Genomic DNA, 23,849 nt, shown 5'->3' with positions numbered 1-23,849 from the left:
AGAATGCTCGTGACTTTAGCCATGAGAGGGCGTCACTATATATTTTCGGATGCGATGTGTGCGACAATGCAAATCCGGAGCCGCTTAGCGCCATTTTCGCATAAAATTAGCCTGTCTTATCCGCATACTGTCATTGAACCTATATATAAGGTATTGAGAAAGGAGAAAAAATAAATGAGAAAAGAAGGAATGACAAAGCAAGCACTTTCATCCATGGCATATTTTTTCCTGCGGATGGCATTCGCAAAGGAAAATTACCCGGAGTCCGTATTGGAGGAACTTCAGTGGGTTGTCGATGATTTATTGAGCGAGGATCCGGACGACGGACTTTTGGAAGCGGTACGAGAAGAATTCGTGGAAGGCGATTATTTGCATACCCCTGATAGTTTCCCGGCGGCGGCATTTCCGTATACGACATTTCAAGAAATGCTGATGAAGCATTACCAGTATCATTTCGATGAAACCCAGCCACTTGTGAACAAATTAAGTGCTATGCATTATCACAATGGAAGACCTCTGGTTGTTTTAGTTAAACGGTCAGGCGTCGCGTATGTGGAAGCAGCACAGTATCTGCACGATAAGTACAGCTGGGAGCTGGCGCGGCCTTATACAACAAAACCGTGCGACCAGAAAGACAAAGACGCATATAACGTTTTCACGGAAAAAGAAATGAGTTTGATTCCGGAATGGGAAGTTGCGTCTTACGCGGAGACTGAAGGACGTCAGTACTGTGTGACCAGATTACAGCTTGGCATGGCAGATTTATATGTGACTGACTGGATCGGCTGCCAGATATTAAGAAAATGGTATCATGACAGACCCTTGTATATCATCATGACTGACGCCGCGGACGGCGTCTTGATAAAGCGAATGATGGAGCGCGGAAGCACGGAAACAGAAGCCTTTATTTGTGTTCATCACGAGCGGGCAGCTCTTCATACCGTTTCCGCGGATGTTACCATCCAGGTGGATGAAATGAGTGCGGAAGATTTAGGTGAGACGATCAAGTTACTGTTCCAAAAGACAGTTAATTCGCACACCGATCCGCAGCATGCTTACTTGGACCTATATATCCACGACATCAAATGGGATACGTCCGATGATGACTACGATCCAGATGAGGATGATGAATTGGATCTTCCGGAAACAGTGACCGTGTTTGATAGATTCCGAGTAGTAGATTATAAAAATGAGGATGGATCCATTAACGAACACGCTTTATCAGATGATGTGTCCGATTGGCTCTCCAATGAATACGGATTCTGTCATGGTGGATTCCAGATGCAGATCCTTGGCTGATAGCTGTGCAAAACGGAATTGGACCAAGAGAGCCATTTTTAAAAAGGAGAAAAAAGATGAACACCAATACAGAGCAGACATTTAATACAAAAAAACGCGTAGAATCAACTCCAGATAATTGTGTAACAAAAGACATGCGAATGCTTCTGCAGAACCTTGCCGATCTCGCAAACCAGGCTTCTGATGAGGTGTATGACGACGACGATTTAAACCATGGAACTGCAGGAATTCTGAGTCTTTGCGATCTGTTGGTTGCAAAAATCGACGCATATCTGGAAAATTAAACATTCTCAAAAACGCGGAGGAAAATAGCGGTGACTACGGATGTGATTTTATATGTTTGTTTGATCATTGTAGATGTAATAGGGTTAAGCCTTTTCCAGAAGAAAAAAGGGAGAATATCCGCAACTGACGGATTGATATTTTTCTCCGGGATTGGATATGGTATGGTCCATATTATCCTAAAACTGATACAGATTAAATGGCCCTGAACAACTACAACACCAAGGCAGGCGGTTTCCCGTCTGCCTTTTTTTTTGACCAAAAAGTGTTATCCGCAAAAAATAATATTGGATTTATCGCACATACTGATGCCAATTGATCGCGAAACACTAAGATGAGAAAAGGAATTGGAAATAATTATGACGCACGAAGAATTTATTACCGCAGGGGCACAGGCAGACGTTTTGAGAATACTCAGAATCTGCATGGATTGGAGCATACGGGACGCGGCAGCAACACTTGGAATTTCAGCCTCGTACATCAGCGAAGTAGAAAATGGCAGGAAGCACCCATCAGGCAAGATCCTGAATACTTACTCCAGACATCTCGGGCTTCCTAAGGGATTTATCGAAACATGGATTGCAATTCAGCAAAAGCATGGATATACCCATCAGAAGTTATTGCTGGAAGTCTTATCGAGCCTGCGAAAATTGCAGTGAAAAAATCAGAAGGAGGCCGGCTATGACAGCAAGCGAATTTATCGCGCAACACACCGGAATTTGCTATTGCGAGGCAGTAATCGCTCCAGATGGAAACATCGAATATGCTATACCAGGGCATGTTTATAAGTTGATCGAAGTTGCCAACGAATCGAGGGATAAACTTGACCGCATGATGCCAATGAGAGCGGCACCATTGCATTGGCTGATCGAACATACGGGATATGGCGCTGTATGGTATGATCAGTTCATTCTACCGCATCACTATACGGACAAACAGATCCAAGTATTACAGGAGCTTTGTGATGCAGGTATTATTGCGGATAGTAGTACTGGAATCACAAGCGCAGAAAAGACAATCTGCAAAATGCTTGACGAATTTGAGAAAACTGGAGATGAAAGCCTGTTCGAGCAGATGCCAAAGAAAAAATGTATTGCTATCAGAAAATCTGAGTGAATCGGTCATCTTATTGTGATGGAGCATGTATGGAAGGCTGAGATTATCATTTTGTCCGTTTTTCGACCAAAAAGTGTTATCCGCAAAAACATATTCAGAAAAGATGACGCACACTGATTCTACCATGGGCGTTTAAGATGGGATTGGCGATTTTGTAGCTCAGAGACTTTTGGGAAATTTAGTATCTGCCCCGTACACACGGGGATGAACCGGAGGACTATTGCCTGTCCGGACCGCTGGTCGCATCTGCCCCGTATGCACGGGGATGAACCCATGGAAGGAACAGGGTGTACAGTTGTGGGAGAATCTGCCCCGTATACACGAGGATGAACCTTGGCACGCTCAGATAGTGATAACACTACGCAAATCTGCCCCGTATGCACGGGGATGTATCTCACAAATAGCCAATCCTATTATACCACAGGATGATGTGCCCCATATACACGGGGATGAGCCACACAGAACAAGACCAGATTAAGGCTTCTGTATATCCGCCCCGTATACACGGGGATGAACCTAATCTCTGCAAGTCTTTCTTTTTCATATCCACATCCGCCCCGTATACACGGGGATGAACCTGCGTGCGACACTCTTTGCCGCAAGTCTTACAGATCCGCCCCGTAGGTACGGGGATGCGTTTGCCACGCTTACCGGAAATCAAGCGCATTTTGGCAAGCGATAAGGCAAATTACCAGATAGAATATGTTATGGAGGATAGGCAGATTTTATTTCTGCCTGTCTTTTTTTGACCAAAAAGTGTTATCCGCAAAAATGCAGACCAAATCCTACGTGCGACATACTGTATTGGATGAAAGGAGGTCTGAATTTTGGAAGGCAAGAAACGATTGGATCTGTTCGGGATCCGGAAAAGAAGCCAGCAACGCTGGATCGAGGGAACGCTTTATGAAGCGGAACACAGGCAGCTTCCGGACGCATATTTTGATCTCAAAAAAGCGGAGGCACCGGATGCGCCGCAGCGTTTTTGCGAAACGGCAAATTTTCTCCTCGGAAGAACCATTGCGGCATATGAAATGCCCTTAGAGGAGGCCTGCATAAAATTTGACGAGGAATATTCCTTCGACATGCTGGATGACTATGTTAAGATCACATGCCGGAACGCAGAGCAGCATGCGGTCCGCAATGCGCCGCTCGCACACGCGATTTATGCTTCCAACAAGGAGCCCCGTTATATCGTAAAAGAGTATGATAAAAAAATAGGAAGCGTCTGGTGTGAATGGAAGCCCGGACGGAAGCATCTGATCTATTTCCTGGGACCGGAGGTGAATGACCTGCCGGACGATGAAATATATCAGAAGATCGTATCAGGCGGGGACGGCGTCATATTGGGCGCTATCAACGACTGTAGCGATCGATAAGAGGAGGAAAAAACGTGAAACTATTATCCAAAATCTTTTCTTTACTGGGGTTAACTGTCAGCGTTATCGTGCTCATAGTTGCCGCTGCCTTTATCGTTCCGAAATTTGCCGGCATTATGCCGTATATCGTGGAATCCGGATCCATGGAACCGCAGATTCATACGGGAGCGGTGGCATTTATCGACACCCATGATAAAGACGTCGCGGTCGGCGATGTGGTTACCTATCAGATTGGCGAGACCGGCTCAAAAAAATACGTCACCCACCGCATCGTAAAAGAAGGACCGGACGGATATGTTACAAAGGGTGATGCAAATGAAGTGGAAGATGCAAATTCTGTAAAACAGGAGCAGATCGTCGGAACATACCGTTATTCGATCCCATATGCGGGCCGTTTATTCGCACAGAAATCAAAAGTCACCTTTGTGGCAATCTTCTGGGTCATCTTACTGAACGCAATGTCCATGGTCGTGAGCGCCCTGGCCGGAAAAGCAGAGAAAGAAGAACAGGAAGAAAAACAGGAAAGACGAGAACCGGTCCCGGCATCTGACACAACACATCGGGAAGAGCCGGCAGCACTCGCAAAACATCCGAAAGAAGGAAAAAAGCCCGAAACACCAACTCCATAAGCAAAAAGACCCGCGGAACACCAACTCTGCGGGTCTTTCGTCCATTTTGGACGCAAAACGCACAATTCTCCTTGGGTGTGCCGGACCCGGACGCATTCCTATCCAAACCGTATCAAATACACCGGCAAACCGTCAATCAAAATTACATACTGAACGCGTAAGCATTCATAAAGGTATCGAGAAAGGAGAAAAAAATGGGATGGACAAGTTACCACGCAAAATATTATGACAGGAGAGGGCAGATCGACCGGAAACGGGAATGTGATGCATACTGGCTGGAAGGATTAAACGCAGGCCATTTTGCTGTCGTAAGATCTGCCATGGTCGGATCCACGTATTATGCGGCGATCCGTCCGTTAATGCGAAGGACAGGAAAGGGCGATCTGTTTGAGTTGATCCCGGAAGAAGAGCAGAAGACACACGCGGTCGTTTTCTTAACACTCTCAAACAACAGGACCTATTATAACTTTTCTTATAAGGATATGGACGAGAGTGTGGGACCGGCAGCAAACGAGTGTCCGGTCGGGATTTTGAAATGCTTGAGTGACACGGAAAATGCAACAGCGCTTGCATGGAGAAAATCATGCATGGAGCATGCCAAAGAGGCAAATAGGAGGCAGAAAAGCCGAAAAATCTTAAACGGGCTGCCAGCATTCTCATGGATACGCTTTCAGTCCGACGATGACTACGGCGGCGGAACGATCCATAAGGGAGACACCATCACGCTGCAGAAACGCAGCGCCGGCTCCCGTACTATCTGGAGCGACGGGCATTACCGCTGGCCAGTGAAGCTGATACCGACCGATTTTACGTTTGTTGAACATTAAAAAAGGAGAGAATAACATGGATAGAATTTATGTCAGAGAAGCAGAAACAGAACTGTTAGAGGAGATCAATGATCGTTTGGACGAAGCCGGAATCGAGTACGACTTCGACAGTGATAACCGCTACATGGTCGATGAGTTCGATACAGACGAAGCATTGGCGATTATGGAGGATGTTGGTGCGGATGCAGAATTGATATGATCTTTGCCACAATCCGTTTGTAACTGAAAAACAGAGAACTCCCAGGACCGCAGCCGCAGTCCCGGGAGTCTTTTCTCATACGCAAGGGGAAAATAATAAGGAGAAGAAATCATGAGGGAAAATAGAGAAAAAGAGAAGAAACAGGCACCGCCATCCGGCGGGCTGCAGGTATGGATGGAAGGATTTATCGACATGGCCACAAAGGTTCTTTCGAGCCACAAGGACGAATCCTTAACCGGAAAAGATGACCTGGCTGCGTTTTTGAGGACAACACCGGAGGCGCTGGAAGCATTCGAAAAAGCTTATCACAGGGAAGTGATCAGCGGCTGGAACGTTTCTTACGACGGACTGCCAAATGCAAAGCAGACGGCAGCAGGAATGGACCGGGAAGTATCGGCGGATCTGGAAGAACTGATTCAAAGAATTGTAACGGAGCTAGTTTCCTTGACCCCGGTTTACCGCTATGATGGAAAAGATGCGTCCATATCCGACCCGCCAGCATTGCCGGACCATGAAATGGTCACGAAGGAAGAAGTCATGGCCGTGCCGGCGCCGCTCCGCCCGGAATGCACCGCAAATCTGATGAAAAGGGACTGTGCCGTCAAAGAGGATGAAAACGGAAAGTTTTTGTGTTCCATGTATTTAAGATCCAAGTCCCAGAAACTTCCGCTGGAAACAAGGCGTTACGCATATAACAAATTCCGGCAAGGACTTGACCTTTTGGATCTGGACGGCCTGATGTACGCCATCATCGACAGAAATCAGGATTCCATGGGGCATTGGCTGCCGGCATTGGTGGAGGCAGTAAAAAAACAGAACTATTTCAAGATCCCGAAGACGACCGTGATCAAGGTACCGTTAACGCTCTTACAGCTCACCAGAATAGAATATGCCACTCACACACCAACCACGTTAAAGATCGTGGATGATTACTGTTACAGGGTGTTCCGGCTGGATGAGAATGAGACGTATTTTGTCCGCACCGGGACATCGTCCTCGAAATTCGATTTCCGCAACGCCAGGGTAGCAGGACCGAAAGAGGTGCATGAACTCGGCGAGTATCTTCTGTATAATCATTTCAAGGGAGTTTCACTGGCCGGTTCAACAAACACGCCATGTATTTACGGCATGCAGACCACGGTCGAATGGGCGGTACGGGAATATATTGAGCCAAAAGAGACAGTACCGGAAATCTATTTCGGACTGCCACTCAGGCTGGAGATGCGCGTTTTTATTGACGCAACGGAAAAGAAGGTCCTCGGAATCGCCCCGTACTGGGATCCGAAGACCATGAAAAAACGCTTTTCTCTGGAAGATGACTACCGTAATCCGGATAAGGTCCACGATTACATCGTGTACGCCGCACATGAGCCGGTGCTGATGGCAAAATACGAAAAGTATAAGGAAAAAGTCGTCAGTAAGGTAGAAGCATTACTGCCATATCTGGACCTGGAAGGCCAGTGGTCCTTAGATGTCATGTTCAACGGGGTAAACCCGGACGGCAGTGACGACATGCACCTGATCGACATGGCGCCGGCCAGTCACTCTGCGCTGACTGAATATATACCGGACGGATTATTGAAACCATGCGAGGAAGACTGGATCCCGAAAATCCCGGAACTTGAGAAAACAAAGAGAACAGAAGAAGAGGGGGATACGCCGTGCACGAACTGATGATGTCCCCTGCCGGCAGGACGGCGCTACGAAGCGTTCTCATCCTTGCAGTATTCTTGGCTTCCTGGAATGTCGCGAGGGTTGCCGGCAAGCGCCTGGAACAACGCAGGAATTCGTTGCACGTCCGCTTTGCGGTATCCTGCGCCAAGGGTCTCATTGCAATCGCTGCGGTCGCGGCCTTTTGTATGCAGTTTTCCATGACCCGGGAATTTGCCCTGACACTTTTCCAGAGTGCCAGCCTGATGGTAGCCGTGATCGGATTTGCGGCGCAGGCTGTCCTGGCAGATGTGATCGCCGGTATGGTCTTAAGTTTCGCGAAACCGTTTGATACCGGGGAGCGGATCGTGTTGGAAGATATGGGGATCGCAGGCATCGTGGAAACGATCACGATGCGTCATACCGTGATCCGCGCATACGACGGCAGCCGAATCCTGGTACCAAACAGTGTGGTCAACAAACAGGTCCTCAGGAACAGTAACTTTGATGGCAATGTCGTTGGAACGTTTTTGGAAGTTTCGGTTTCGTATGAAAGTGACTTAGAACGTGCGATCGAGATTGTTGAGAAAGCTGTCCTTGCGGAGCCGGCAGTCGTCGATAAGAGTAAGGGAAACGGGGAAAAAGAAATCTCCGTCCTGCTTTCGGCGATGAATGATTCCGGCTGCACGGTCAAGACGACCATCTGGACCGAGACAGTGGACGAGAGTTTCCGCGCGGCCAGCAATATCCGTCTGCGCATCATCCGGGACTTTTCCGAGGCCGGGATCGAGATCCCGTATCCGCATGTAACAGTCCGGTCCTGACTAAAAGAAGAAAAGATAAGGAGCAAGACATGGGAAAAATACAGATGCAGCTTTATGTGAACGGGCTTGATAAGGTCAGGCGCCTGGAGCGCGCGCTGCGCGCGGTCACGGAAGATGGAGTGCCGGTTACGGCGGCATGCGCAAAGGAAAACCTGCAGTACGAATGGTTCCGGCGCTTCGTCAGCCAGGATATCGACGCGGACCGCGATGGCCAGAAAGCGGCAGTCACGGTCACCTGGGATGACTGGAGCACCTGGCAGGAGCAGCTCTTACGTAATACGGTCGGCGAAATCACCCCGGTACCGGAAGGCTTCGATGAGATCTACCGTAAGATCGCAGCGGAATGCCTGTCCAAGGAAGAGCGGGAGGTGGTCCGGCTGAAGTACGAAGAAATGCTGTCACTCGAAGAAGTTGCAGCACAGATGGGCATTACGGCAAACAAAGTCCGTCACATCCTCGCGGCTACACTCCGGAAACTCAGGAATCCGTACCTCAGATGGCAATTATGCCTGGGGGCTGATTATACAAAAGCCTTGCAGGAGCTGCATACGGCACAGACAGAATATGACCAGGCAATCCTCAAAAAGGAAGAGGAGCTGGACCGTACGATCCATGAAAAAGTCCAGGAACTGCAGGCACGTACTCAGGAGCTGCAGGCAAAAACCAGGGAGCTTGACGAACAGCCTCTGGAGGACGCCCTCCGGTGCAAACTCCGGAAGATTCCACTGGAACATCTGGAACTTTCCACCCGGGCATATAACATCATCCACCGGTACTGTACCAGAAATCAGTTGCCGCGGACAGCGGAAACAGTCGCTCTTCTGCATGGGAAACTGGACGAGCTTCAGGGCCTCGGAATAACCAGCAAACGCGACATCATCATGGCAATGCGCCAGCTTGGCGTCAACATGGAAGCATGATCCTATGACAGACCTTCCCGGAATTTCGGGAGGGTCTTTTTTTGCGCGAAAAAAGATTCCGCCCGGAACGCCGGTATCTGATTTTCCGCCTATTTCCCAGAATATGGTTTCCATACTGATAGCGTATATCAAAAGATACAAGGAAAGGAGCAAAAAACATGAAAACAAAAAGAGCAAAGGACCGCGAGATCTATGACAATTACTATGTGTTTGAGGCATGGGAGAGCGCGGCAAGGGAAAACTTAGAGGAGCGGGGAATCACTGCCCCGTCCGAGGAAGAAATGTGGAACGAAGTCGATGCTTTGGACCAGGATTTCTGGGAAGACGTCAAATGTGAAATGACCAACTTCTTTGATGACGGCTTCACCTGGATCTTATCCGGAACCATGGAACGCTGGAACGGGAAACGTAGTGGACACATTCTGTTTCACACCTTCTCCGAACTTCTGACAAAAACAGCGAAGGATTGCGACTATTACCGTTTTTCCGATAAGAACGGCCATTTTCTCTTCCAGTGCAGCCATCATGACGGCACCAACTGTTTTGAAATCCGGAAGGTTACGAAAGCCGGGGAGGCATATTATGAAAACTGGTCGTACAGCACCCGCGAGAGCGACAACCGTTCCGAGTGGGATGTCTGCGAACAGATCGTAAAACGGTACTCCACCCTGCCGCATTTTGCGCACCAGGTCTACGGGCTTCCGAAAAAAGAGTTCATCACTTACGATGACGAACAGTAGGAGTGCCACATAAGAAAAACAAAGAAGACAGGAGAAAAAGATATGACAAAGAAAGAATTACAGAAACAGATGGAAAAGAGCTGTATCTTATCCGATACCCTGGAGATGCGCTTCTTCCTGCCGGTCGAAAATGCAGTTGTTTATATGCAGGTTGGGGACGGAAGCCAGTTAGACGGGGATGTGGACGAGGATGGTATTCTTTATGACGGATATCTCGATTACAAGGTATCCGACTGGGATGAAGACGAAAACTGTTTCCGCGAAGGAGACGGCGGCATTTTTGAGTACCGTGCCAGTGGAGAAGATGCCCTGTTCGGTGAGTTGTACGGGCGCGCCTACGAGACGCTCTGCGAGATTTACGGAACGGAAGTCATGGAAGAAATGGATCCTTCCCAGGTACTGATCCTTCCGGAAATGGAATAAGGAGGCGCTTATGGCCAGGTTTTGTCCGGTCACCGGGGACCCGGTATTGTACCCGGACTGCCAGGAGTGCGAGTGGAAGCGGCAATGCCGTCAGGGATTCCCTGGCGGACTGCCAGCAGAACACGATACCAAAAACAACACAGCCGATGGCAGATATCAAAATAAGGAGAATGGATATGAGAACTGAAGAGAAAAAGGAACCAATTACCGTCACCTACGTTGGACGCGGAGGTGTCTTCGATACCCCGTGTTATATGGACCAGAACGGCCGCTATTATTTTGATGAAAATAACGGACATGGAACGCTGGATCTGTATACGGGGGCCTGGAAGGACAAAGAATGTGGGGAGATCTGCGGGGAGCCGGAATACCAGGTGAACTGCCCGGTGATCTGCGAGCAGCCGTTCGTCCGTTCCGTATTCGAACATGAGTACAGAATGCTTTCCAGATGGAAGATGGACTGCGAGTATTTTCTTGGAGCCGGGAATGGGTTCGAACCGCACCTTTATTTTGAATCCGTGGAAAAAATCTGTGATGCAATGGAAGAGACATGGAATAAGCTGCCGGCTGATAAAAAACCGGAATGGCTGACCATGGAGCAGATCCAGGAATACCGGAAAAGCATGCTCGAAAGAAGAGCTGGGCGTCTGGCAGAAATCCGAAGATGATTTTTGTAAGGAGAAAATGATGGAGAAAAGAACAAAACCATACACAAACCGGGAATTCTTTGCGGAACTTTGTGCGAGAGTGGATTTGCCGAGAATCCTCGACTATTCCTTGGCAAGCTCAAAAACAGTGGAGATTAAGAGTTACGAATGCAATTTCTGGAATTCCTTAAACTACGGAACGAGCGAAGGCATATATCTGGATATCGGGCTGGAGTTCCGGAATCCGGAGCGCACAGTCATTCCGCTCGGTACCTTTAAGACTCTGGAGGATAACCAGGGGGCTATGCGGGAAATGGCAAGACTGCTTGCAGATCTTATCTATACCACGTTTAACTTTATGAATGAGCATCTGGATGACTTCGACTGGGTGGGATACCGGGTCAGGGGTATTGAGCGAGAGGCAACCACGTCATACGCAGTGAGCTATACAGATATTACCGCAGCAATGGAAGAAATACTGAAGGTAGTCGACGCATACCCTTGCGTCCAGTTATACGATTGCGGCAAGCACGAATATTCTTATTTCCGTAAAGACACGAATGGAGCGTTAGCCAAATACAAAACCATGGAAGAATGTTTGCAGAACGGTTGGGCGTGCCAGTCGCAGGACAAATGACGTCAGGCCTTTTGCTATTTCATGAGTTAAGCAAAAATCCTACCAATGGACCTTTTCTGAGAAATCAGAGAGGGTTCATTTTTTTATAACCGGAGTCTGGAGCCTTGCCATATAGCGGTCCAGCTTTTGGCGCTTGGTGTTTTTGTATTTTCTTATGGATTTGAAGCGTGCGGTCTCCATACTGACAGTGTTATCAAATAAAACCATAAGAAATGGAGGCAAACATGAAAAAAACAAATGATTTAAAGGGTTACTGCCGTGCGGACGGCACTCACTGGTACTGGAATGACAAGGAGGTAGCGGTCATTGATGAGCGCACTTCCGAGATCGAATGGTGCTGCCGAACATGCACACTGCCGGACGAGATCGTACAGGCGGTACGTGAGAGAAAACCGAAGCATAACGGAAAATGGATCGTGGAAGCGAAGCGGATCGACCACTCCGTGACACAGGGAGAAATCCTGATCACCATAAACGGTCATGCAGTTGTGACATTTGCGGATGAAAAGTATCTGAAAGACGGAATATACGTCAGTTCCTTTTCAGACGAAGATCTTGGCAGTCTGGTCGTCAGCGCATTCTGGCACCCGTATGACGGGATTTATCATTTAAGCGACTGGGCAAAGAAAATCTTTAACCCGAAAGCAGATGGAAAACGGATACCTAACCCATCCTTATATGTCGAGACACCGGTTGGAAAACTGCACGCGTACCCGGCGATCGATCCGGACTATCCTGGTATTTACATCGACCTGGAGCGTGACGGCAAACGGGCAGGGGCACCTTTATTACTGCTTGATTTTTCCCATACAGAATTCCCGGAATGCAAAAATCCGGAAATGGCAGAAAAAGGGGTCCTGGTATGCCGCTGCTGGCAGGATGTCCGCCAGGAAGATTACAAGGAAAAAGACCGGACCGTCTTTACCGGCTATGACGAGTTCTTTGCAGCACAGCCGGACGAGCCAGAGGAAGCAGAATAGCAGAATGTGGCCCTGCTCCTGGGGAAAGGAGCATTGCAGGGAACCCAAGAAAAAAAATATAACAGGAGGAAAAAATGAATTATTATAACGAAGGAAGCTTTGTTGCAAAAGCCATGGAAGATTTAGTCAAACTGGTTGCGATTTTAAATGATGCCGATTTATCCCCATACGGGTATGACCCGGATGACGCCTACGAAACAGACGGTAAATTCTGTCTGGAGATTGGAGAACGTTACGGGGATATCGAGGCGCAGATGGATGAGGTTGCGGATAAGATCATTAAGGCAAATCTCGGTGTGGATTTTGAAATCCATTATTTTGGAGATGCAGAGGGCGCATACGTCCTGCATGACGGGGTGTATGAATGCCTTGGCGAAGACGCTTACCATCTCCGACAGATGGATGACAAGGATCTGTTAAGAGAGATCTACCGCCGTGGCTTAAACCGCAGAATCTGCAACGACGACATCCGCAGTTTTATGGAGTCAGAATTGGAAAGCCAGTACGGGCTGTACGAAAATGATGCGAAAAGAGCTGCGGTCATGGCTTTTGAAGATTCATCCGCCGCATTCTTGTGACTTCAGTCGTGAGTTAGGCGGATGCAGACGTTCTTACATCTAAGAAGACCCATGTTTTATCTTTCGGTGACCAAAAAGTGTTATCCGCAAAAATACCGTCTGGAAATATGCTCCATACTGACGGCGTAACGATTTTTGGAAAGGAGGCTGCGGCATGAAATTAAGCATGACATATTCCGTCAAGATCGAACGGCTGAACCATATCTTTATGGATACCGTTCGCTTATACCGTCAGGCAGTCTCCTTTTTTATGGACGTATGCCTGCAGGAATGGGATACCGTATCTTCCTGGAACGGCCAGAAGGAACGGGTGAACCTGGTGGAATTCTTCACGGTATCCAGTAAGAAAAACCCATCGGTTCCCTATGACTTCGGTGCGGATTTCTACAAGTTCCCGTGCTATTTACGGCGTGCTGCCATCGCGGAAGCCCTTGGCAAAGTTTCTTCCTACCAGAGTAACCTGGCCAGATGGGAAGCCGCCGATCCGGCTTCCCGCGGAAAAGAACCGGGACTGCCGCAGGCAGGGATCGTTTATCCGGCCATGTACCGGGAGAACATGTTCATTCGGACCGGTACGTACCAGGCAGCCTTAAAGGTATTCATCCGGAATACGTGGGACTGGATCCTGGTGGACTTAAGGAAAAGCGATGTGGATTATATCCTGCGTCACTGCGGGAACTACAAGGAATGCGTTCCTACGTTACAGAAACGCGGGAAGGAATGGTTCCTGGACTTTGTGTTCCAGACGACCGTGAAGTTATCAGAAAACCCGGTGGAACGGATCCTGGCAGTAGACTTAGGCTTAAACAGCGCATGTACGTGCAGTGTCATGGATGCAGAGGGCACGGTCCTTGGAAGGGAATTCTTATCCCTTCCAAGAGAATACGACTCCCTGTCCCATGCCATCAGCCATATCAAGCATGCACAGAAACTCTGCGCCGGACGTACTCCGAGACTGTGGGCACAGGCAAAAGGTATTAACGATGACATCGCGGTAAAGACCGCGCAGTTCATTGTGGATACAGCCGTCAAATATGACGTGGACTGCATCGTCATGGAGCGTCTGGACCTTACCGGAAGGAAACGGGGAAGCAGGAAGATGCGTCTCCATCTCTGGAAGGCGCAGTACGTCCAGTCCATGGTCATGGAGAAAGCCCACCGGAATCTGATCCGGGTTGCCAGGGTATGTGCCTGGAATACGTCAAGGCTTGCCTTTGACGGCTCCGGACGGGTATCCAGGGGAAAAGAAGCAGACCTTCCAAGTTACAGTTTATGCAGGTTCACATCCGGGAAGCAGTATAACTGCGACCTGAATGCTTCCTATAACATCGGCGCCCGGTATTTTATCCGTGAGCGCTTAAAGACCCTGCCGGCAACAGTGGGGCAGGCGGTTACGGCAAAAGTCCCGGAACTGGCCCATAGAAGCACAAATACCTTATCCACGCTGATTAGGCTCATTGCGGAACTGCAGGGATTCACCCCTGCAGCTGACGGTGTCACAGCCGGCTGAGATGAGCCCGTATGGTGGAAGGGCAGTCCGTTTCCCCTAAAGGGAAAAACTCCCTGTGCTGGCGCGCACAGGGAGGTATCGGAAAACCGCGACTGGAAAGCGTCTTTTAATGGGCGTTGCCCAACATGGATGCGTCAGTCCATGAAAGGATGCTTGTGACTTCCAGTCATGAGAGGCTTCACTATTATGTCAATACAGAAGATGCAAGCCAGTATGACGGAATCCAGTGGGCAGCAGAACATAACGATCCGCACGCACGGATCCAGATAAGTAAAGAAACTCTGCCGGAATACTGGGATGATTTCGCAATCGTAATCGCATTCCCTGATGGAACCGATGCACTGGCGCAGGAGAATCATTATACATTACATGATTGCCTGCACAAACTGAACGATGTGAAATTTTTCCTTGATGGAATTGATGCAGGAGGAGAATGTGGAAAATAACAAAATTCATGAGATCCGGCTGATCGTGGCCGGGACCAGGACATTTGATGATTATGTGCTGATGCGAGAAAAATTGGACCAGATCATCCTCGGATTGCAGGAAGACTATTCAGGCGCGCCGGTTGTGATCATTTCCGGTAACGCAAAAGGCGCCGATCAGCTTGGCATCCGGTATGCCATGGAGCGGAATCTATCTTTCCGCCGGTTCCCCGCCCAATGGCACCAGTACGGCAAAGCTGCCGGTCCCATGCGAAATGCCCAGATGTTAGCGTACGCGAAGGAAGGCATTCCAGCGCTGGTTGCATTTTGGGATGGAAAAAGCCGCGGAACTGATAATATGATCCAGGCTGCCAGACGAGGCAAAGCCTTTGTCCGCGTAATCCCGTATGAAGCAGCCGATGTCAAGAAAACAGAGCGTAAGCCATGAGCATCGAAATTATAGCACCAGAAAAATAACAAATTATTCTCAAAGCTCCTCCCAATAACCGGAGGAGCTTTTTATGATGCCGACACGTACCTGCTACGCCCTGATACGCACTATTGACGATCAGATTACCGAAAAGCTGCCAATTTCCTTTCTCTGCGTTTCCATACTGAACACGTAACAATCAAAATAAGAAATGGAGGAAAAGAAAAAATGTATGTACTGACAACACGTGGTCGCGAGATCGTGGATGATTACATCCGAAACTGCGCCGCAAAACGGAAGGAAATTCTGGACGCCGGAAAAGACACGGCAGACGAAACGCATCTGCCGGATGTAGAAGGCATCCTGTCGGATTTAAACTTCGGTGTTGGGGTCGATGAGGAGGGTGATTATTTCAACGGCTGGGGCGTAACCGATCATTACGATGCGGATAACGTCCTCGGACTGCACATCGGTGAGGACTTTGTGGAAGTTCCGGAATCAATCGCGACTACCTAAGAGCGACAAAGAGGCAACCGGTAGCAGACAGAAAACCAAAAAAATCATCAGAACCAAAAGGAGAGGAAAATGGAAGAAAAACAGAAAAAAGAAGAACAGAAACGAATCGCCCGCGAGTGCTTACGCAACTTCAGACTGATGGATCAGGTCCAGGAGCAGTTCATGACGGAAGACAAACTATTCTATTCAGAACGCCACAACCAGATCTTTGACGGAGTCCTTTACTGGCTAAGCAACAAACCGGAGTGGCTTGAGAAAGTCCACGAACTGGAACAGGAATACGGCGTTTTAGTTTACCACGCCTACCTTTACCACGCGACATACGGAACCGTTCTGGACTGCCTGTGTGTGCCGAGTGATCTGGATGCATTTGAGGATACCTTGGAAGACAGCAAGAACGGCATTGCATTTATTTACGCAATCAATTTGAGCGAACCGCTGTATTCCGAATTTGGATACGGGGAATACAAACCGAAAAACGGCGGTATTTCAAAAACAGCATAAGAAAGGAAACAGCCATGGGAAAAGCACTAAAATGGTCGACGCTGTATGAGAAGATCGGCAAGCAGCCGTTTTGCAAAACGGCAGGCACAAATGTTCAGGTTCTGATCGATGGGACCCTGCAGGACTGCGAGCTGGTTTTTGTTGAGAACGGACACGGATTCTATCTGAAGCCTGTTTCGGTAAAATCGCGATTTACCGATGGAATGCAGGTTACAAAAGATGGAGATGACGCGGATGATGTCATCCGTTGCCCGCACTGCAACGCAGAAATTGGAACCAATGATAATCTGGATTATTTTGGAAAGCCGGCTCATTGTGAACATTGCGGCACCAAGCTGATCTGGTAGGAGGGCGATGATGGCATTTACAACAGAAAGAATCACAGACATGATCTGCAGACGATTGGAAGAGTATGGATATGATTACGGTGGACATATGTCGCCAAAACTGTATCCGATATATCTGAAAGTTGCTGGCGTGATCCAGATCCGGCTCGGGCTTCCGAAGGGATTTTTAAAAGCCAACATGGCAGATCAGGAACTGTTTAAACAAGTGCGAGAAGTATTGGATATTATGCTTCCACCAAAAGAAAGAGAAGAAAAAGGAGAGTAAGATTATGGCAAATTATGAGTGTGCGTACCGCACAAACTACTTTAAAGTTACCGACGAGGAACAGTACGAAAAACTGTTTGCCAGATTGAGTGGAGAGGATCTGGAAAGTTTTGATAGTTCTGATAATCCGAAACTTCATGGATTCGGCGGATTTGGTAGCTTAGAATACAGGGATATCCCGACTGTGAAAGAATGGATGAGCAAACCGGGACATGAGAAGCCGGCGGTATTTTTCGAGGAAACCTGTGTAAACAGAGAATGGCTTTGGGTTCCGATCCCAGATCCGGACCCGGAGGCCATTGGGGAACTGTATGTTTATGAGGCAATCGAAAAAGAAGATGAGTACGAAATCCATACTTGCGATGAGGAATCGGATGTAAGCCTTGATGGTGACTGCATGCTCGAATTTTATCGGGAACTTCAGAAGATTCTTCCGGATCAGGAAGCGATGATCCTTATGGAAGTGGGTAACGAGAAGCTTCGGTACGTAGTAGGACTGGTTACAATCGTCACCAACAAAGAAATCCGTTTCGTGAACATGGAGGATGTAGCTTTAAAGACCGTCAAGAGTATGATCGGCGAAGACTTTACAACACAGATGGATTACTAAGAGTGTTTGACAAAAAGGCCCGTAGCACATAGTGCTGCGGATATGATTTTGACGTGGACGGAATGGACCGATCCATTCATTTCTGCCTAAAATACGGACGAAAAATCGTAACAAGAGCCTAAAAATACAATCAGAAGGGTGCAGATGTGCGCCCTTCTTTTTATACAATTTTCTTGCGTTTTTGCGCCAAAAAGTATTATCCGCAAAATACAAAATGTACTTATGTGCGACATACTGATTACATGATTTTGAGTAGTTTATGCTGGAACGTCGACGGCGGACACGTTCTGCATAAGCCATTCTACAAGCAACGACAAAGGAGGGACCCGGGATGTTTTCGAAAAAGAAGCGGGAAACCGCAAAACTTTTACTGCTGCATGACCAATCTTACTGTATAGTGAGCGGAGCGACCAGGAAGGAATGGGAAGACGAGGTGGTATTTCCGGTAGGCTGCGCGCTGCCCTTCGGGACAGCCGTGATCGATGACAGAAGTGGTAGGCTGTACTATGCCATGCGTGATTATTATGCGCAGTTCGATATCCAGACCGTCCGGTACGATTTTTCATCGGCTTTCCATGAGTACGGGTACAATCCGTTCGCATATATCCACACAACCTATGATGCTTCCGAATTCGCGGCGGAGCTTGCAAAACAATGCTTCCTGCTGTTAGGCCTCGGGATACGGAGGCCCTGCGCGTACAAAAAATCCTCCTGACAGCACTGGTCTGGCACCTGCATCTGGATCCGGATGAGACGAAACATCATCCTGCCGCGCTCTCGGAGCTTTTACGGAAGATCGCGGATGGGAAGACGCCGGACGATCTCATAAAGAAACCTGGCGACTTAAGGGTCCGGGATACTTCACAGCCAGAATATGCCAAGCAGCTCTTCCAAATCTGGGAATATGCCCCGGTCTGCGTAAAGTCCATAACCCCAAAGATCGCCGGGATCGTCTCAAAGCTGCTGCCGGTATTCGCAGATCAGGGAAATGGCTGCGATACGCTTGGACTGGATTCCGAAGCCGTTTTGTTACGGTCCGAAGATCTGACCATTGAGCCGGAAGTGGAAGGACAGATCCGCTGGCCCGCTATCCTTTGCTTTGGTGGCATCCGAACGCCGGAACAGGAGGCCGGAGCCAGACTGCTGCTCTGGCAGATCCTGCGCCGTCTGAAGCGGTTTTGTCTGACCGATTCCAATGTTTCCGATCGCATGACCACCCGGTTTTTCCTTTCCACGTCCCTGGTGGACCAGGATGCTGCGGACATGCTCCGACAACTGCAGACTGCTTTCGCCCATACTTATTTATTCCACGCGGAAGGAACCCCAAACCCGGAATACTTTCCGGAGCCAGCACCGATCCGTTTCTGCTACCGCTTTGGCATTCCCCTCATCGTGGCGGAAACAGCTGATGGGAACACAAAATGGATGATCCGGTAATGGATGGAAGCGTTTGCATCTGCCTGTAATCCGGTTCAGTCCGTATCGTGCCATCCACATACTGAGATTGCAACAAGAGAACAGCCAAAGGAAAGGAGAAGGCAAAAATGGACGAAAGAGAAAAAGTCGCCATGCCATGCCGCGACAACCAGTTATTGCTGGAATTTGCGCGTGGAAAGGCAAATGCCTGGAAACGTCTTCAGGAAAAAGCACTATCCGGATGGCGCCCGGAAAATTCAGAAGAACTGGAACGCTATGCATTCCGGAAACGCATGGAGGAGGAAGAGGAGATGCAGGAAATCATCGAAGATCTGCGCATTTGTTCCGTCGCAGAAGAAAAACAGAAAGAAAGAGGAAAAAAGAATAATATGGAAGCGAAAGACAAAAAGAAATACATCCTTACACATAAGAGAGGAGCTGGAGATGGGTGTCCGAATGATTACGGTTACCTGGCAGACCCAAGGTTAAGCTTTTCTGCTAAGGGCATCCTTGCATGCATCCTTGCCCATCCGGAGTGGCCGGAGCTTACGGCTGACTGGCTTGCATCCCAGAACCGCGACGATGTCAGCATCATCGAGGAAGACTTAAGACTCCTGGAACAGGCCGGATACATCATCGCATCCGAAGAGAGCTAATACGTCTGACCGTCATACACACTAATGCAAAAAGGAGAAGATATGATTACGTTTGAAAATACATGTGTCATGAATATGAAAAACGCCGTGATGGGCGCAAGAAACCCGATGAACAGCTGGGACCGTTCTGACAGTGTGGAATTGCCGGACGGCACGTTCCAGTTTGGACCAAATGACATGGATCTGGCGAAGCGCCTGATCAGATCCGGCAGTGACCACCGCAAATTCCTGCGCCAGATCTTCGTGTCCGTCAATATCACCGCACCTCTGTACTGGTGGAAGGAATATGATACCTACAAGGTAGCCACCACTGCTAATTCCACCAGCACCATGCACAAGATCCATGCAAAGCCGATCGAGCTGTCAGATTTCAGTCATGATCATCTGACTGAAGAAAGTGAACGCTACTTGGCTGCAATCGTGGAATATCTGGAATCCATCCGACAGCGTTACGTGGAGACCAAGGACAAACCGTATTGGTACGACTTAATCCAACTGCTCCCGGAAAGCTATAATCAGATGCGTACTTGTACCTTAAGTTACGAAACACTGAGGAACATTGCCCATTCCAGGGCTGGTCACAAGCTGGATGAATGGCGCATCGGATTTATGGAGTGGATGCGCACATTGCCGTATGCGGATGAATTAATTTTTTATGAGAATTAGACCGGAACTTGGACAGCATCATCATTTTTTAGAGGGCGGGAAACCGCCCTCTTTTTCTTCGGATTTTTCCGTTTCCGTAACGGCATACTGAACACGTAAGCCCAATCAAGAAATGGAGAAAGGAGAAAAAGGATGAAAATGACCAAAAAGTGTTATCCGCAAAAATTCCCGTGATATCGATCCGACACACTGATACGGAAAAAGAAAAATCGTACGAAGGAGGAAATGCGACATGATGGGAAAATCAATGCGGGAACAGGTAGAGCAGGCAAGAAGGGAATTCCCGCCGGGTACCAGGATCCGTCTGATCCGCATGGTGCCGCCGGAACCACAGCCGGTAGAACCTGGTACCATGGGAACCGTGCGGTCCGTTGATGGCGGAGCAAACGTCTGGGTAAACTGGGATAACGGCAGAAGTGGGATCGCCGTAATTTACGGAGTAGATGAATTTGTCAAAATCGAGGAGGAAAAAGAGTGAAATATTACAGTGATAAGATCAATAAACTGGTAGCACAGCTCATGATGCTCCCGGGCATCGGTGAAAAAAGCGCCGAGAGACTGGCATACTGCATCGTAAAGCTCCCCAAAGACCGTACGGATGCTTTGGTGGACGCCATTCAGGATGCCTGCAAAAACGTCAAATACTGTAAGATCTGCTGCGCCACTTCCGATGAGGATATCTGTCCGGTATGCGCAAGCAAAAACCGCGACCACAAAAAGATCATGGTCGTAGAAAACGATGACGACATGGCACAGATGGAGCGAAGCGGCGTCTTTGACGGCGTTTACCACGTCTTACAGGGTGCTATCTGTCCGGAAAAAGGGATCGGACCGAAAGAAATCCGCCTGATGGAGTTAGTCCAGAGAGCCAGAGGCGACGTGGACGAGATCATCCTGGCTACAAGCTCCAGTTTAGAGGGCGAGACAACGGCCACCTACATCACGAAGCTTTTAAAGCCAAGTGGGATCAAGATTACCAAATTAGCGACCGGAATCCCGGTTGGGGCGGATTTTAACGTTTTGGATTCCTCAACCTTAACCAAGGCATATCAGGGACGCCAGGACGCGTAAGTTACTGGGAAACGAAATGCGGGCGGCATGCAATATGGCGTGCCACCGCATTTTTATAAGAAAAAGGAGAAAAACATGAAGAACAGGCTGAAGATCCTATCCATCTTCCTGGCATCCGCCATATTTATGAGCGCCTGCCAATCAGGGACCGTTATAGCTCCGACCATGTCCGCCGAGCGGACGGAGCAGTTTCAGGAAGCTATCCGGAGCGTAGCGGAATCCATGGCCGGAGAAGAGACGACAGGTTCCATGCAGGAACGCCGGACGGAAACGGCGGAGCAGACAGAAGCGGTACAATCCTACCTCGGTTCGCCATACTGTGTATTAGACGGCAACAAACGGACTTCCCGGACGCTGACAAAACGACGGAAGCATTCGAGTACTATTCGGACCTTGACAGTCTCGGCAGATGTGGCGTAGCATACGCCAATATCTGCAAGGAGCTCATGCCAACTGAAAAACGCGGTGAGATCGGTATGATCAAGCCGACCGGCTGGCGCACAGTCCGGTATGACGACATCATTCAGGACAAGTACCTCTATAACCGCTGCCACTTAATCGGGTTCCAGCTCGCCGGGGAAAACGCCAACGAAAAGAACCTGGTGACCGGCACCCGTTACATGAATGTGGACGGCATGCTCCCTTTTGAGAACATGGTCGCGGATTACGTACAGGAAACTGACCACCACGTTTTATACCGTGTCACCCCGGTCTTTGAGGGAAATGACCTGGTATGTCGCGGAGTAGAAATGGAAGCATATTCGGTAGAAGACCACGGGGAGGGTGTTTCCTTCCATGTGTTCGTCTACAATGTGCAGCCGGGGATCGAGATCGATTATGCAACCGGGGACAGCCATGTTGCAGGAAGCGAGTCCGGACAGACTACATCCTGGCAGGAAGAAAGACAGGCAGGCGAAGATGATATGTCCAATCATGAGACATCTTCCTATGTCGTAAATACAAATACCGGTAAGTTCCACCGTCCAGGCTGCGATGCCGTCGAAAAGATCGCGAGACAGAACCGGAAGGATATGAAAACTGACCGGGAGACACTCATCACACAGGGGTATACCGCATGCGGCATCTGCAAGCCATAAGTGGTAACCCGCGAAGAAAGGATAATATATGGAGAAGAAGGAAGGTTATATCGGTTTTTGGTCTGTTTGCATGTTATTGCAGGCCGTCTTACTGATCGGCACGGCAGGAATCGCCGTACAGACAGGAATGAGTGTCCTGTCCTTATCGTTTTTAAAGCTGGCGGCTTTGGAAGTCATCATCGTCATGGGAGGCGGGATCATTCTGATTGAAAGAAGACGCAGATACCTCAAAAGAACGGGGACTACATCCTGACACAGAGCGCACACACCGTGCGCTCTTTTTTTTTGCGTCAAAATGGCTGTCTCACATCCTATAAAAAACTTTTTCCGTTATTATGACCAAAAAGTGTTATCCGCAAAAAAACACATATCCGATGCGCCTGTTCCAGCAAAAATCGGCGCAGAAAATCCACGAACGTACCCCATACTGAAAAAAGGATAAAAATAAGGAGGAACACGGATATGGATCAGGGTTGTATTGCGTATATGTATGATTGTGTCTGGTCCGGGATGTGCAATGACTTCAAGCCATTCTACGAAGAACAGGAGCCGAAGATGCAGCCGTCCCAGATCTTAAGCATCTGCAGATACGCATTCCGATATTATCTGAAGTGGACACCTGAAGACGTGGCGCGCTATCTGACAACAGACGTACTCCGCCGGATGAAGTTATATAATCTGGTCATGAAGCTCTATCCGTTCCCGGTGGAACTGACGGAAAACATGCGGGTGGAATACCTGATAAAGGAACTGTACCCGGACGGTGATCAATTTGATCCGTTAATGTCGACGGAAGAGGCATACCGGAGGATGATAGAAGAAGGGGAGGACATGCCAAAGGGCTTCTTTAACGCATCTGAGGAAGGCCGGAAGCGGGCTAAGATCTGTTTCCGGTACATGCTCAACCATTACCGGATCTTTAAGGATTACCAGGAGATTTTTGATTTTTTCAGTACCCTGGAAGGGCGGAAATGGATCGCGCAGTACCGTCTGAAACAGAATGTCCATTTCTTTGGTACGATGGCTGATTACATTTTTGAGTCACTGACAGAAAAGCCGATGATACCATCAAAGTACGAGGAATGCATGTTTTTCAGGGAGCGCTATAAATCCATGTATTACATGGAGCGGTACGAACGCAAAAAGAAAAAACTCTTAGCAGACCAAAACAAGAAGCAGGATGAGAAGAGTAAAAAGGAAGGGGTGTAG

General features: G+C 48.6%; 36 protein-coding genes. All 36 read left to right on the top strand.

Annotated elements, in window-relative coordinates:
• The first annotated feature begins 174 nt into the window (after positions 1-174).
• The 36 genes from DW085_RS13295 to DW085_RS13130 all read left to right on the top strand — a co-directional run bounded on the left by DW085_RS13295 (position 175) and on the right by DW085_RS13130 (position 23,849).
• Positions 175-1,299 carry a hypothetical protein gene (locus DW085_RS13295; RefSeq protein WP_118493120.1) on the top strand — a complete coding sequence of 375 codons (1,125 nt, stop codon included), beginning with the start codon at positions 175-177 and terminating at the stop codon, positions 1,297-1,299.
• Positions 1,300-1,355: 56 nt separating this feature from the next.
• Positions 1,356-1,583, top strand: a complete 228-nt coding sequence (locus DW085_RS13290) for a hypothetical protein (protein ID WP_118493118.1) — start codon at positions 1,356-1,358, stop codon at positions 1,581-1,583.
• Between the two features lie 357 nt (positions 1,584-1,940).
• Entirely contained in the window at positions 1,941-2,240 is a 300-nt protein-coding gene (locus DW085_RS13285; RefSeq protein WP_118493116.1) for a helix-turn-helix transcriptional regulator, read from the top strand.
• Between the two features lie 22 nt (positions 2,241-2,262).
• Positions 2,263-2,697, top strand: coding sequence for a hypothetical protein (locus DW085_RS13280; RefSeq protein WP_118493114.1), 435 nt, complete (start codon positions 2,263-2,265; stop codon positions 2,695-2,697).
• Between the two features lie 827 nt (positions 2,698-3,524).
• Positions 3,525-4,073, top strand: coding sequence for a hypothetical protein (locus DW085_RS13275; RefSeq protein ID WP_118493112.1), 549 nt, complete (start codon positions 3,525-3,527; stop codon positions 4,071-4,073).
• 14 nt (positions 4,074-4,087) lie between these two features.
• Positions 4,088-4,702, top strand: a complete 615-nt coding sequence (locus DW085_RS13270; protein ID WP_182430880.1) for a signal peptidase I — start codon at positions 4,088-4,090, stop codon at positions 4,700-4,702.
• Between the two features lie 194 nt (positions 4,703-4,896).
• A complete protein-coding gene (locus tag DW085_RS13265; protein WP_118493108.1) occupies positions 4,897-5,529 on the top strand; it encodes a hypothetical protein in 633 nt (210 codons plus the stop codon).
• Positions 5,530-5,545: 16 nt separating this feature from the next.
• The gene (locus DW085_RS13260) at positions 5,546-5,728 is read left to right on the top strand and encodes a hypothetical protein (RefSeq protein ID WP_118493106.1); all 183 of its coding nucleotides are present in this window, start codon (positions 5,546-5,548) and stop codon (positions 5,726-5,728) included.
• Between the two features lie 111 nt (positions 5,729-5,839).
• Entirely contained in the window at positions 5,840-7,402 is a 1,563-nt protein-coding gene (locus DW085_RS13255) for a hypothetical protein (RefSeq protein ID WP_118493104.1), read from the top strand.
• Positions 7,390-8,202, top strand: a complete 813-nt coding sequence (locus tag DW085_RS13250) for a mechanosensitive ion channel family protein (RefSeq protein WP_118493102.1) — start codon at positions 7,390-7,392, stop codon at positions 8,200-8,202. Before DW085_RS13255 ends, DW085_RS13250 begins: the two co-directional genes overlap by 13 nt.
• 29 nt (positions 8,203-8,231) lie before the next feature.
• Positions 8,232-9,122 (top strand): sigma factor-like helix-turn-helix DNA-binding protein, encoded by an 891-nt coding sequence (locus DW085_RS13245; protein ID WP_118493100.1) that lies wholly within the window; start codon positions 8,232-8,234, stop codon positions 9,120-9,122.
• A gap of 158 nt (positions 9,123-9,280) precedes the next feature.
• Entirely contained in the window at positions 9,281-9,862 is a 582-nt protein-coding gene (locus tag DW085_RS13240) for a hypothetical protein (RefSeq protein WP_118493098.1), read from the top strand.
• A gap of 42 nt (positions 9,863-9,904) precedes the next feature.
• Positions 9,905-10,285: a hypothetical protein gene (locus tag DW085_RS13235; RefSeq protein ID WP_118493096.1), complete on the top strand. Its 381-nt coding sequence runs from the start codon at positions 9,905-9,907 to the stop codon at positions 10,283-10,285.
• A gap of 10 nt (positions 10,286-10,295) precedes the next feature.
• Complete coding sequence (locus tag DW085_RS19195) at positions 10,296-10,472, top strand: hypothetical protein (protein ID WP_182430879.1); 177 nt, start codon at positions 10,296-10,298, stop codon at positions 10,470-10,472.
• Positions 10,462-10,953: an LPD11 domain-containing protein gene (locus DW085_RS19410; RefSeq protein WP_207663897.1), complete on the top strand. Its 492-nt coding sequence runs from the start codon at positions 10,462-10,464 to the stop codon at positions 10,951-10,953. Before DW085_RS19195 ends, DW085_RS19410 begins: the two co-directional genes overlap by 11 nt.
• Before the next feature lie 19 nt (positions 10,954-10,972).
• Positions 10,973-11,569 carry a hypothetical protein gene (locus DW085_RS13225; protein WP_118493094.1) on the top strand — a complete coding sequence of 199 codons (597 nt, stop codon included), beginning with the start codon at positions 10,973-10,975 and terminating at the stop codon, positions 11,567-11,569.
• Positions 11,570-11,793: 224 nt separating this feature from the next.
• On the top strand, positions 11,794-12,549 hold the full coding sequence (locus DW085_RS13220) for a hypothetical protein (RefSeq protein WP_118493092.1): 756 nt from the start codon (positions 11,794-11,796) through the stop codon (positions 12,547-12,549).
• A gap of 74 nt (positions 12,550-12,623) precedes the next feature.
• Positions 12,624-13,127, top strand: a complete 504-nt coding sequence (locus DW085_RS13215) for a hypothetical protein (RefSeq protein WP_118493090.1) — start codon at positions 12,624-12,626, stop codon at positions 13,125-13,127.
• A gap of 154 nt (positions 13,128-13,281) precedes the next feature.
• Complete coding sequence (locus DW085_RS13210; protein WP_118493088.1) at positions 13,282-14,637, top strand: IS200/IS605 family element transposase accessory protein TnpB; 1,356 nt, start codon at positions 13,282-13,284, stop codon at positions 14,635-14,637.
• 125 nt (positions 14,638-14,762) lie between these two features.
• Positions 14,763-15,083: a hypothetical protein gene (locus DW085_RS13205; protein ID WP_118493086.1), complete on the top strand. Its 321-nt coding sequence runs from the start codon at positions 14,763-14,765 to the stop codon at positions 15,081-15,083.
• Positions 15,073-15,510, top strand: coding sequence for a DUF2493 domain-containing protein (locus DW085_RS13200; protein WP_207663896.1), 438 nt, complete (start codon positions 15,073-15,075; stop codon positions 15,508-15,510). The genes DW085_RS13205 and DW085_RS13200 overlap by 11 nt, the downstream gene beginning before the upstream one ends.
• Before the next feature lie 210 nt (positions 15,511-15,720).
• Positions 15,721-16,008, top strand: a complete 288-nt coding sequence (locus DW085_RS13195) for a hypothetical protein (RefSeq protein WP_118493085.1) — start codon at positions 15,721-15,723, stop codon at positions 16,006-16,008.
• A gap of 69 nt (positions 16,009-16,077) precedes the next feature.
• Entirely contained in the window at positions 16,078-16,512 is a 435-nt protein-coding gene (locus DW085_RS13190) for a hypothetical protein (RefSeq protein ID WP_118493084.1), read from the top strand.
• A 14-nt stretch (positions 16,513-16,526) separates the two neighbouring features.
• Positions 16,527-16,859: a hypothetical protein gene (locus DW085_RS13185; protein WP_118493083.1), complete on the top strand. Its 333-nt coding sequence runs from the start codon at positions 16,527-16,529 to the stop codon at positions 16,857-16,859.
• 10 nt (positions 16,860-16,869) lie between these two features.
• Positions 16,870-17,124, top strand: a complete 255-nt coding sequence (locus tag DW085_RS13180; RefSeq protein WP_118493082.1) for a hypothetical protein — start codon at positions 16,870-16,872, stop codon at positions 17,122-17,124.
• A 4-nt stretch (positions 17,125-17,128) separates the two neighbouring features.
• On the top strand, positions 17,129-17,734 hold the full coding sequence (locus tag DW085_RS13175) for a hypothetical protein (RefSeq protein WP_118493081.1): 606 nt from the start codon (positions 17,129-17,131) through the stop codon (positions 17,732-17,734).
• 331 nt (positions 17,735-18,065) lie between these two features.
• Positions 18,066-18,449 (top strand): hypothetical protein, encoded by a 384-nt coding sequence (locus DW085_RS13170; RefSeq protein ID WP_118493080.1) that lies wholly within the window; start codon positions 18,066-18,068, stop codon positions 18,447-18,449.
• Positions 18,389-19,171, top strand: a complete 783-nt coding sequence (locus DW085_RS13165) for a hypothetical protein (RefSeq protein WP_118493079.1) — start codon at positions 18,389-18,391, stop codon at positions 19,169-19,171. The genes DW085_RS13170 and DW085_RS13165 overlap by 61 nt, the downstream gene beginning before the upstream one ends.
• A 107-nt stretch (positions 19,172-19,278) precedes the next feature.
• On the top strand, positions 19,279-19,806 hold the full coding sequence (locus DW085_RS13160) for a hypothetical protein (protein ID WP_118493077.1): 528 nt from the start codon (positions 19,279-19,281) through the stop codon (positions 19,804-19,806).
• 42 nt (positions 19,807-19,848) lie between these two features.
• Positions 19,849-20,472 (top strand): hypothetical protein, encoded by a 624-nt coding sequence (locus DW085_RS13155; protein WP_118493075.1) that lies wholly within the window; start codon positions 19,849-19,851, stop codon positions 20,470-20,472.
• Positions 20,473-20,704: 232 nt separating this feature from the next.
• Positions 20,705-20,950, top strand: a complete 246-nt coding sequence (locus tag DW085_RS13150; RefSeq protein WP_243034030.1) for a DUF4314 domain-containing protein — start codon at positions 20,705-20,707, stop codon at positions 20,948-20,950.
• Positions 20,947-21,543, top strand: a complete 597-nt coding sequence (gene recR / locus DW085_RS13145) for a recombination mediator RecR (RefSeq protein WP_118493074.1) — start codon at positions 20,947-20,949, stop codon at positions 21,541-21,543. Before DW085_RS13150 ends, recR begins: the two co-directional genes overlap by 4 nt.
• Positions 21,544-21,618: 75 nt before the next feature.
• Complete coding sequence (locus tag DW085_RS20630; protein ID WP_347475091.1) at positions 21,619-21,963, top strand: hypothetical protein; 345 nt, start codon at positions 21,619-21,621, stop codon at positions 21,961-21,963.
• Positions 21,858-22,640, top strand: coding sequence for a DNA/RNA non-specific endonuclease (locus DW085_RS13140; RefSeq protein ID WP_347475097.1), 783 nt, complete (start codon positions 21,858-21,860; stop codon positions 22,638-22,640). The genes DW085_RS20630 and DW085_RS13140 overlap by 106 nt, the downstream gene beginning before the upstream one ends.
• 28 nt (positions 22,641-22,668) lie before the next feature.
• The gene (locus tag DW085_RS13135; RefSeq protein WP_118493072.1) at positions 22,669-22,893 is read left to right on the top strand and encodes a hypothetical protein; all 225 of its coding nucleotides are present in this window, start codon (positions 22,669-22,671) and stop codon (positions 22,891-22,893) included.
• Positions 22,894-23,102: 209 nt separating this feature from the next.
• Positions 23,103-23,849 carry a hypothetical protein gene (locus DW085_RS13130; protein ID WP_118493070.1) on the top strand — a complete coding sequence of 249 codons (747 nt, stop codon included), beginning with the start codon at positions 23,103-23,105 and terminating at the stop codon, positions 23,847-23,849.

The sequence above is a fragment of the Clostridium sp. AF50-3 genome, from assembly GCF_003477445.1.
Taxonomy (GTDB): Bacteria; Bacillota; Clostridia; order Lachnospirales; family Lachnospiraceae; genus Otoolea; species Otoolea fessa.
The sequence above is the reverse complement of the archived record's forward strand: the minus strand, read 5'-3'. Positions and strand labels throughout refer to the sequence as shown.

Coding starts and splice junctions, on each gene's coding strand:
- DW085_RS13295 (WP_118493120.1), top strand. CDS start 175: ATGAGAAAAGAAGGAATGACAAAGCAAGCACTTTCATCCATGGCATAT.
- DW085_RS13290 (WP_118493118.1), top strand. CDS start 1,356: ATGAACACCAATACAGAGCAGACATTTAATACAAAAAAACGCGTAGAA.
- DW085_RS13285 (WP_118493116.1), top strand. CDS start 1,941: ATGACGCACGAAGAATTTATTACCGCAGGGGCACAGGCAGACGTTTTG.
- DW085_RS13280 (WP_118493114.1), top strand. CDS start 2,263: ATGACAGCAAGCGAATTTATCGCGCAACACACCGGAATTTGCTATTGC.
- DW085_RS13265 (WP_118493108.1), top strand. CDS start 4,897: ATGGGATGGACAAGTTACCACGCAAAATATTATGACAGGAGAGGGCAG.
- DW085_RS13260 (WP_118493106.1), top strand. CDS start 5,546: ATGGATAGAATTTATGTCAGAGAAGCAGAAACAGAACTGTTAGAGGAG.
- DW085_RS13255 (WP_118493104.1), top strand. CDS start 5,840: ATGAGGGAAAATAGAGAAAAAGAGAAGAAACAGGCACCGCCATCCGGC.
- DW085_RS13245 (WP_118493100.1), top strand. CDS start 8,232: ATGGGAAAAATACAGATGCAGCTTTATGTGAACGGGCTTGATAAGGTC.
- DW085_RS13240 (WP_118493098.1), top strand. CDS start 9,281: ATGAAAACAAAAAGAGCAAAGGACCGCGAGATCTATGACAATTACTAT.
- DW085_RS13235 (WP_118493096.1), top strand. CDS start 9,905: ATGACAAAGAAAGAATTACAGAAACAGATGGAAAAGAGCTGTATCTTA.
- DW085_RS19195 (WP_182430879.1), top strand. CDS start 10,296: ATGGCCAGGTTTTGTCCGGTCACCGGGGACCCGGTATTGTACCCGGAC.
- DW085_RS19410 (WP_207663897.1), top strand. CDS start 10,462: ATGAGAACTGAAGAGAAAAAGGAACCAATTACCGTCACCTACGTTGGA.
- DW085_RS13225 (WP_118493094.1), top strand. CDS start 10,973: ATGGAGAAAAGAACAAAACCATACACAAACCGGGAATTCTTTGCGGAA.
- DW085_RS13220 (WP_118493092.1), top strand. CDS start 11,794: ATGAAAAAAACAAATGATTTAAAGGGTTACTGCCGTGCGGACGGCACT.
- DW085_RS13215 (WP_118493090.1), top strand. CDS start 12,624: ATGAATTATTATAACGAAGGAAGCTTTGTTGCAAAAGCCATGGAAGAT.
- DW085_RS13210 (WP_118493088.1), top strand. CDS start 13,282: ATGAAATTAAGCATGACATATTCCGTCAAGATCGAACGGCTGAACCAT.
- DW085_RS13205 (WP_118493086.1), top strand. CDS start 14,763: ATGGATGCGTCAGTCCATGAAAGGATGCTTGTGACTTCCAGTCATGAG.
- DW085_RS13195 (WP_118493085.1), top strand. CDS start 15,721: ATGTATGTACTGACAACACGTGGTCGCGAGATCGTGGATGATTACATC.
- DW085_RS13190 (WP_118493084.1), top strand. CDS start 16,078: ATGGAAGAAAAACAGAAAAAAGAAGAACAGAAACGAATCGCCCGCGAG.
- DW085_RS13185 (WP_118493083.1), top strand. CDS start 16,527: ATGGGAAAAGCACTAAAATGGTCGACGCTGTATGAGAAGATCGGCAAG.
- DW085_RS13180 (WP_118493082.1), top strand. CDS start 16,870: ATGGCATTTACAACAGAAAGAATCACAGACATGATCTGCAGACGATTG.
- DW085_RS13175 (WP_118493081.1), top strand. CDS start 17,129: ATGGCAAATTATGAGTGTGCGTACCGCACAAACTACTTTAAAGTTACC.
- DW085_RS13170 (WP_118493080.1), top strand. CDS start 18,066: ATGTTTTCGAAAAAGAAGCGGGAAACCGCAAAACTTTTACTGCTGCAT.
- DW085_RS13165 (WP_118493079.1), top strand. CDS start 18,389: ATGCTTCCTGCTGTTAGGCCTCGGGATACGGAGGCCCTGCGCGTACAA.
- DW085_RS13160 (WP_118493077.1), top strand. CDS start 19,279: ATGGACGAAAGAGAAAAAGTCGCCATGCCATGCCGCGACAACCAGTTA.
- DW085_RS13155 (WP_118493075.1), top strand. CDS start 19,849: ATGATTACGTTTGAAAATACATGTGTCATGAATATGAAAAACGCCGTG.
- DW085_RS13150 (WP_243034030.1), top strand. CDS start 20,705: ATGATGGGAAAATCAATGCGGGAACAGGTAGAGCAGGCAAGAAGGGAA.
- DW085_RS20630 (WP_347475091.1), top strand. CDS start 21,619: ATGAAGAACAGGCTGAAGATCCTATCCATCTTCCTGGCATCCGCCATA.
- DW085_RS13135 (WP_118493072.1), top strand. CDS start 22,669: ATGGAGAAGAAGGAAGGTTATATCGGTTTTTGGTCTGTTTGCATGTTA.
- DW085_RS13130 (WP_118493070.1), top strand. CDS start 23,103: ATGGATCAGGGTTGTATTGCGTATATGTATGATTGTGTCTGGTCCGGG.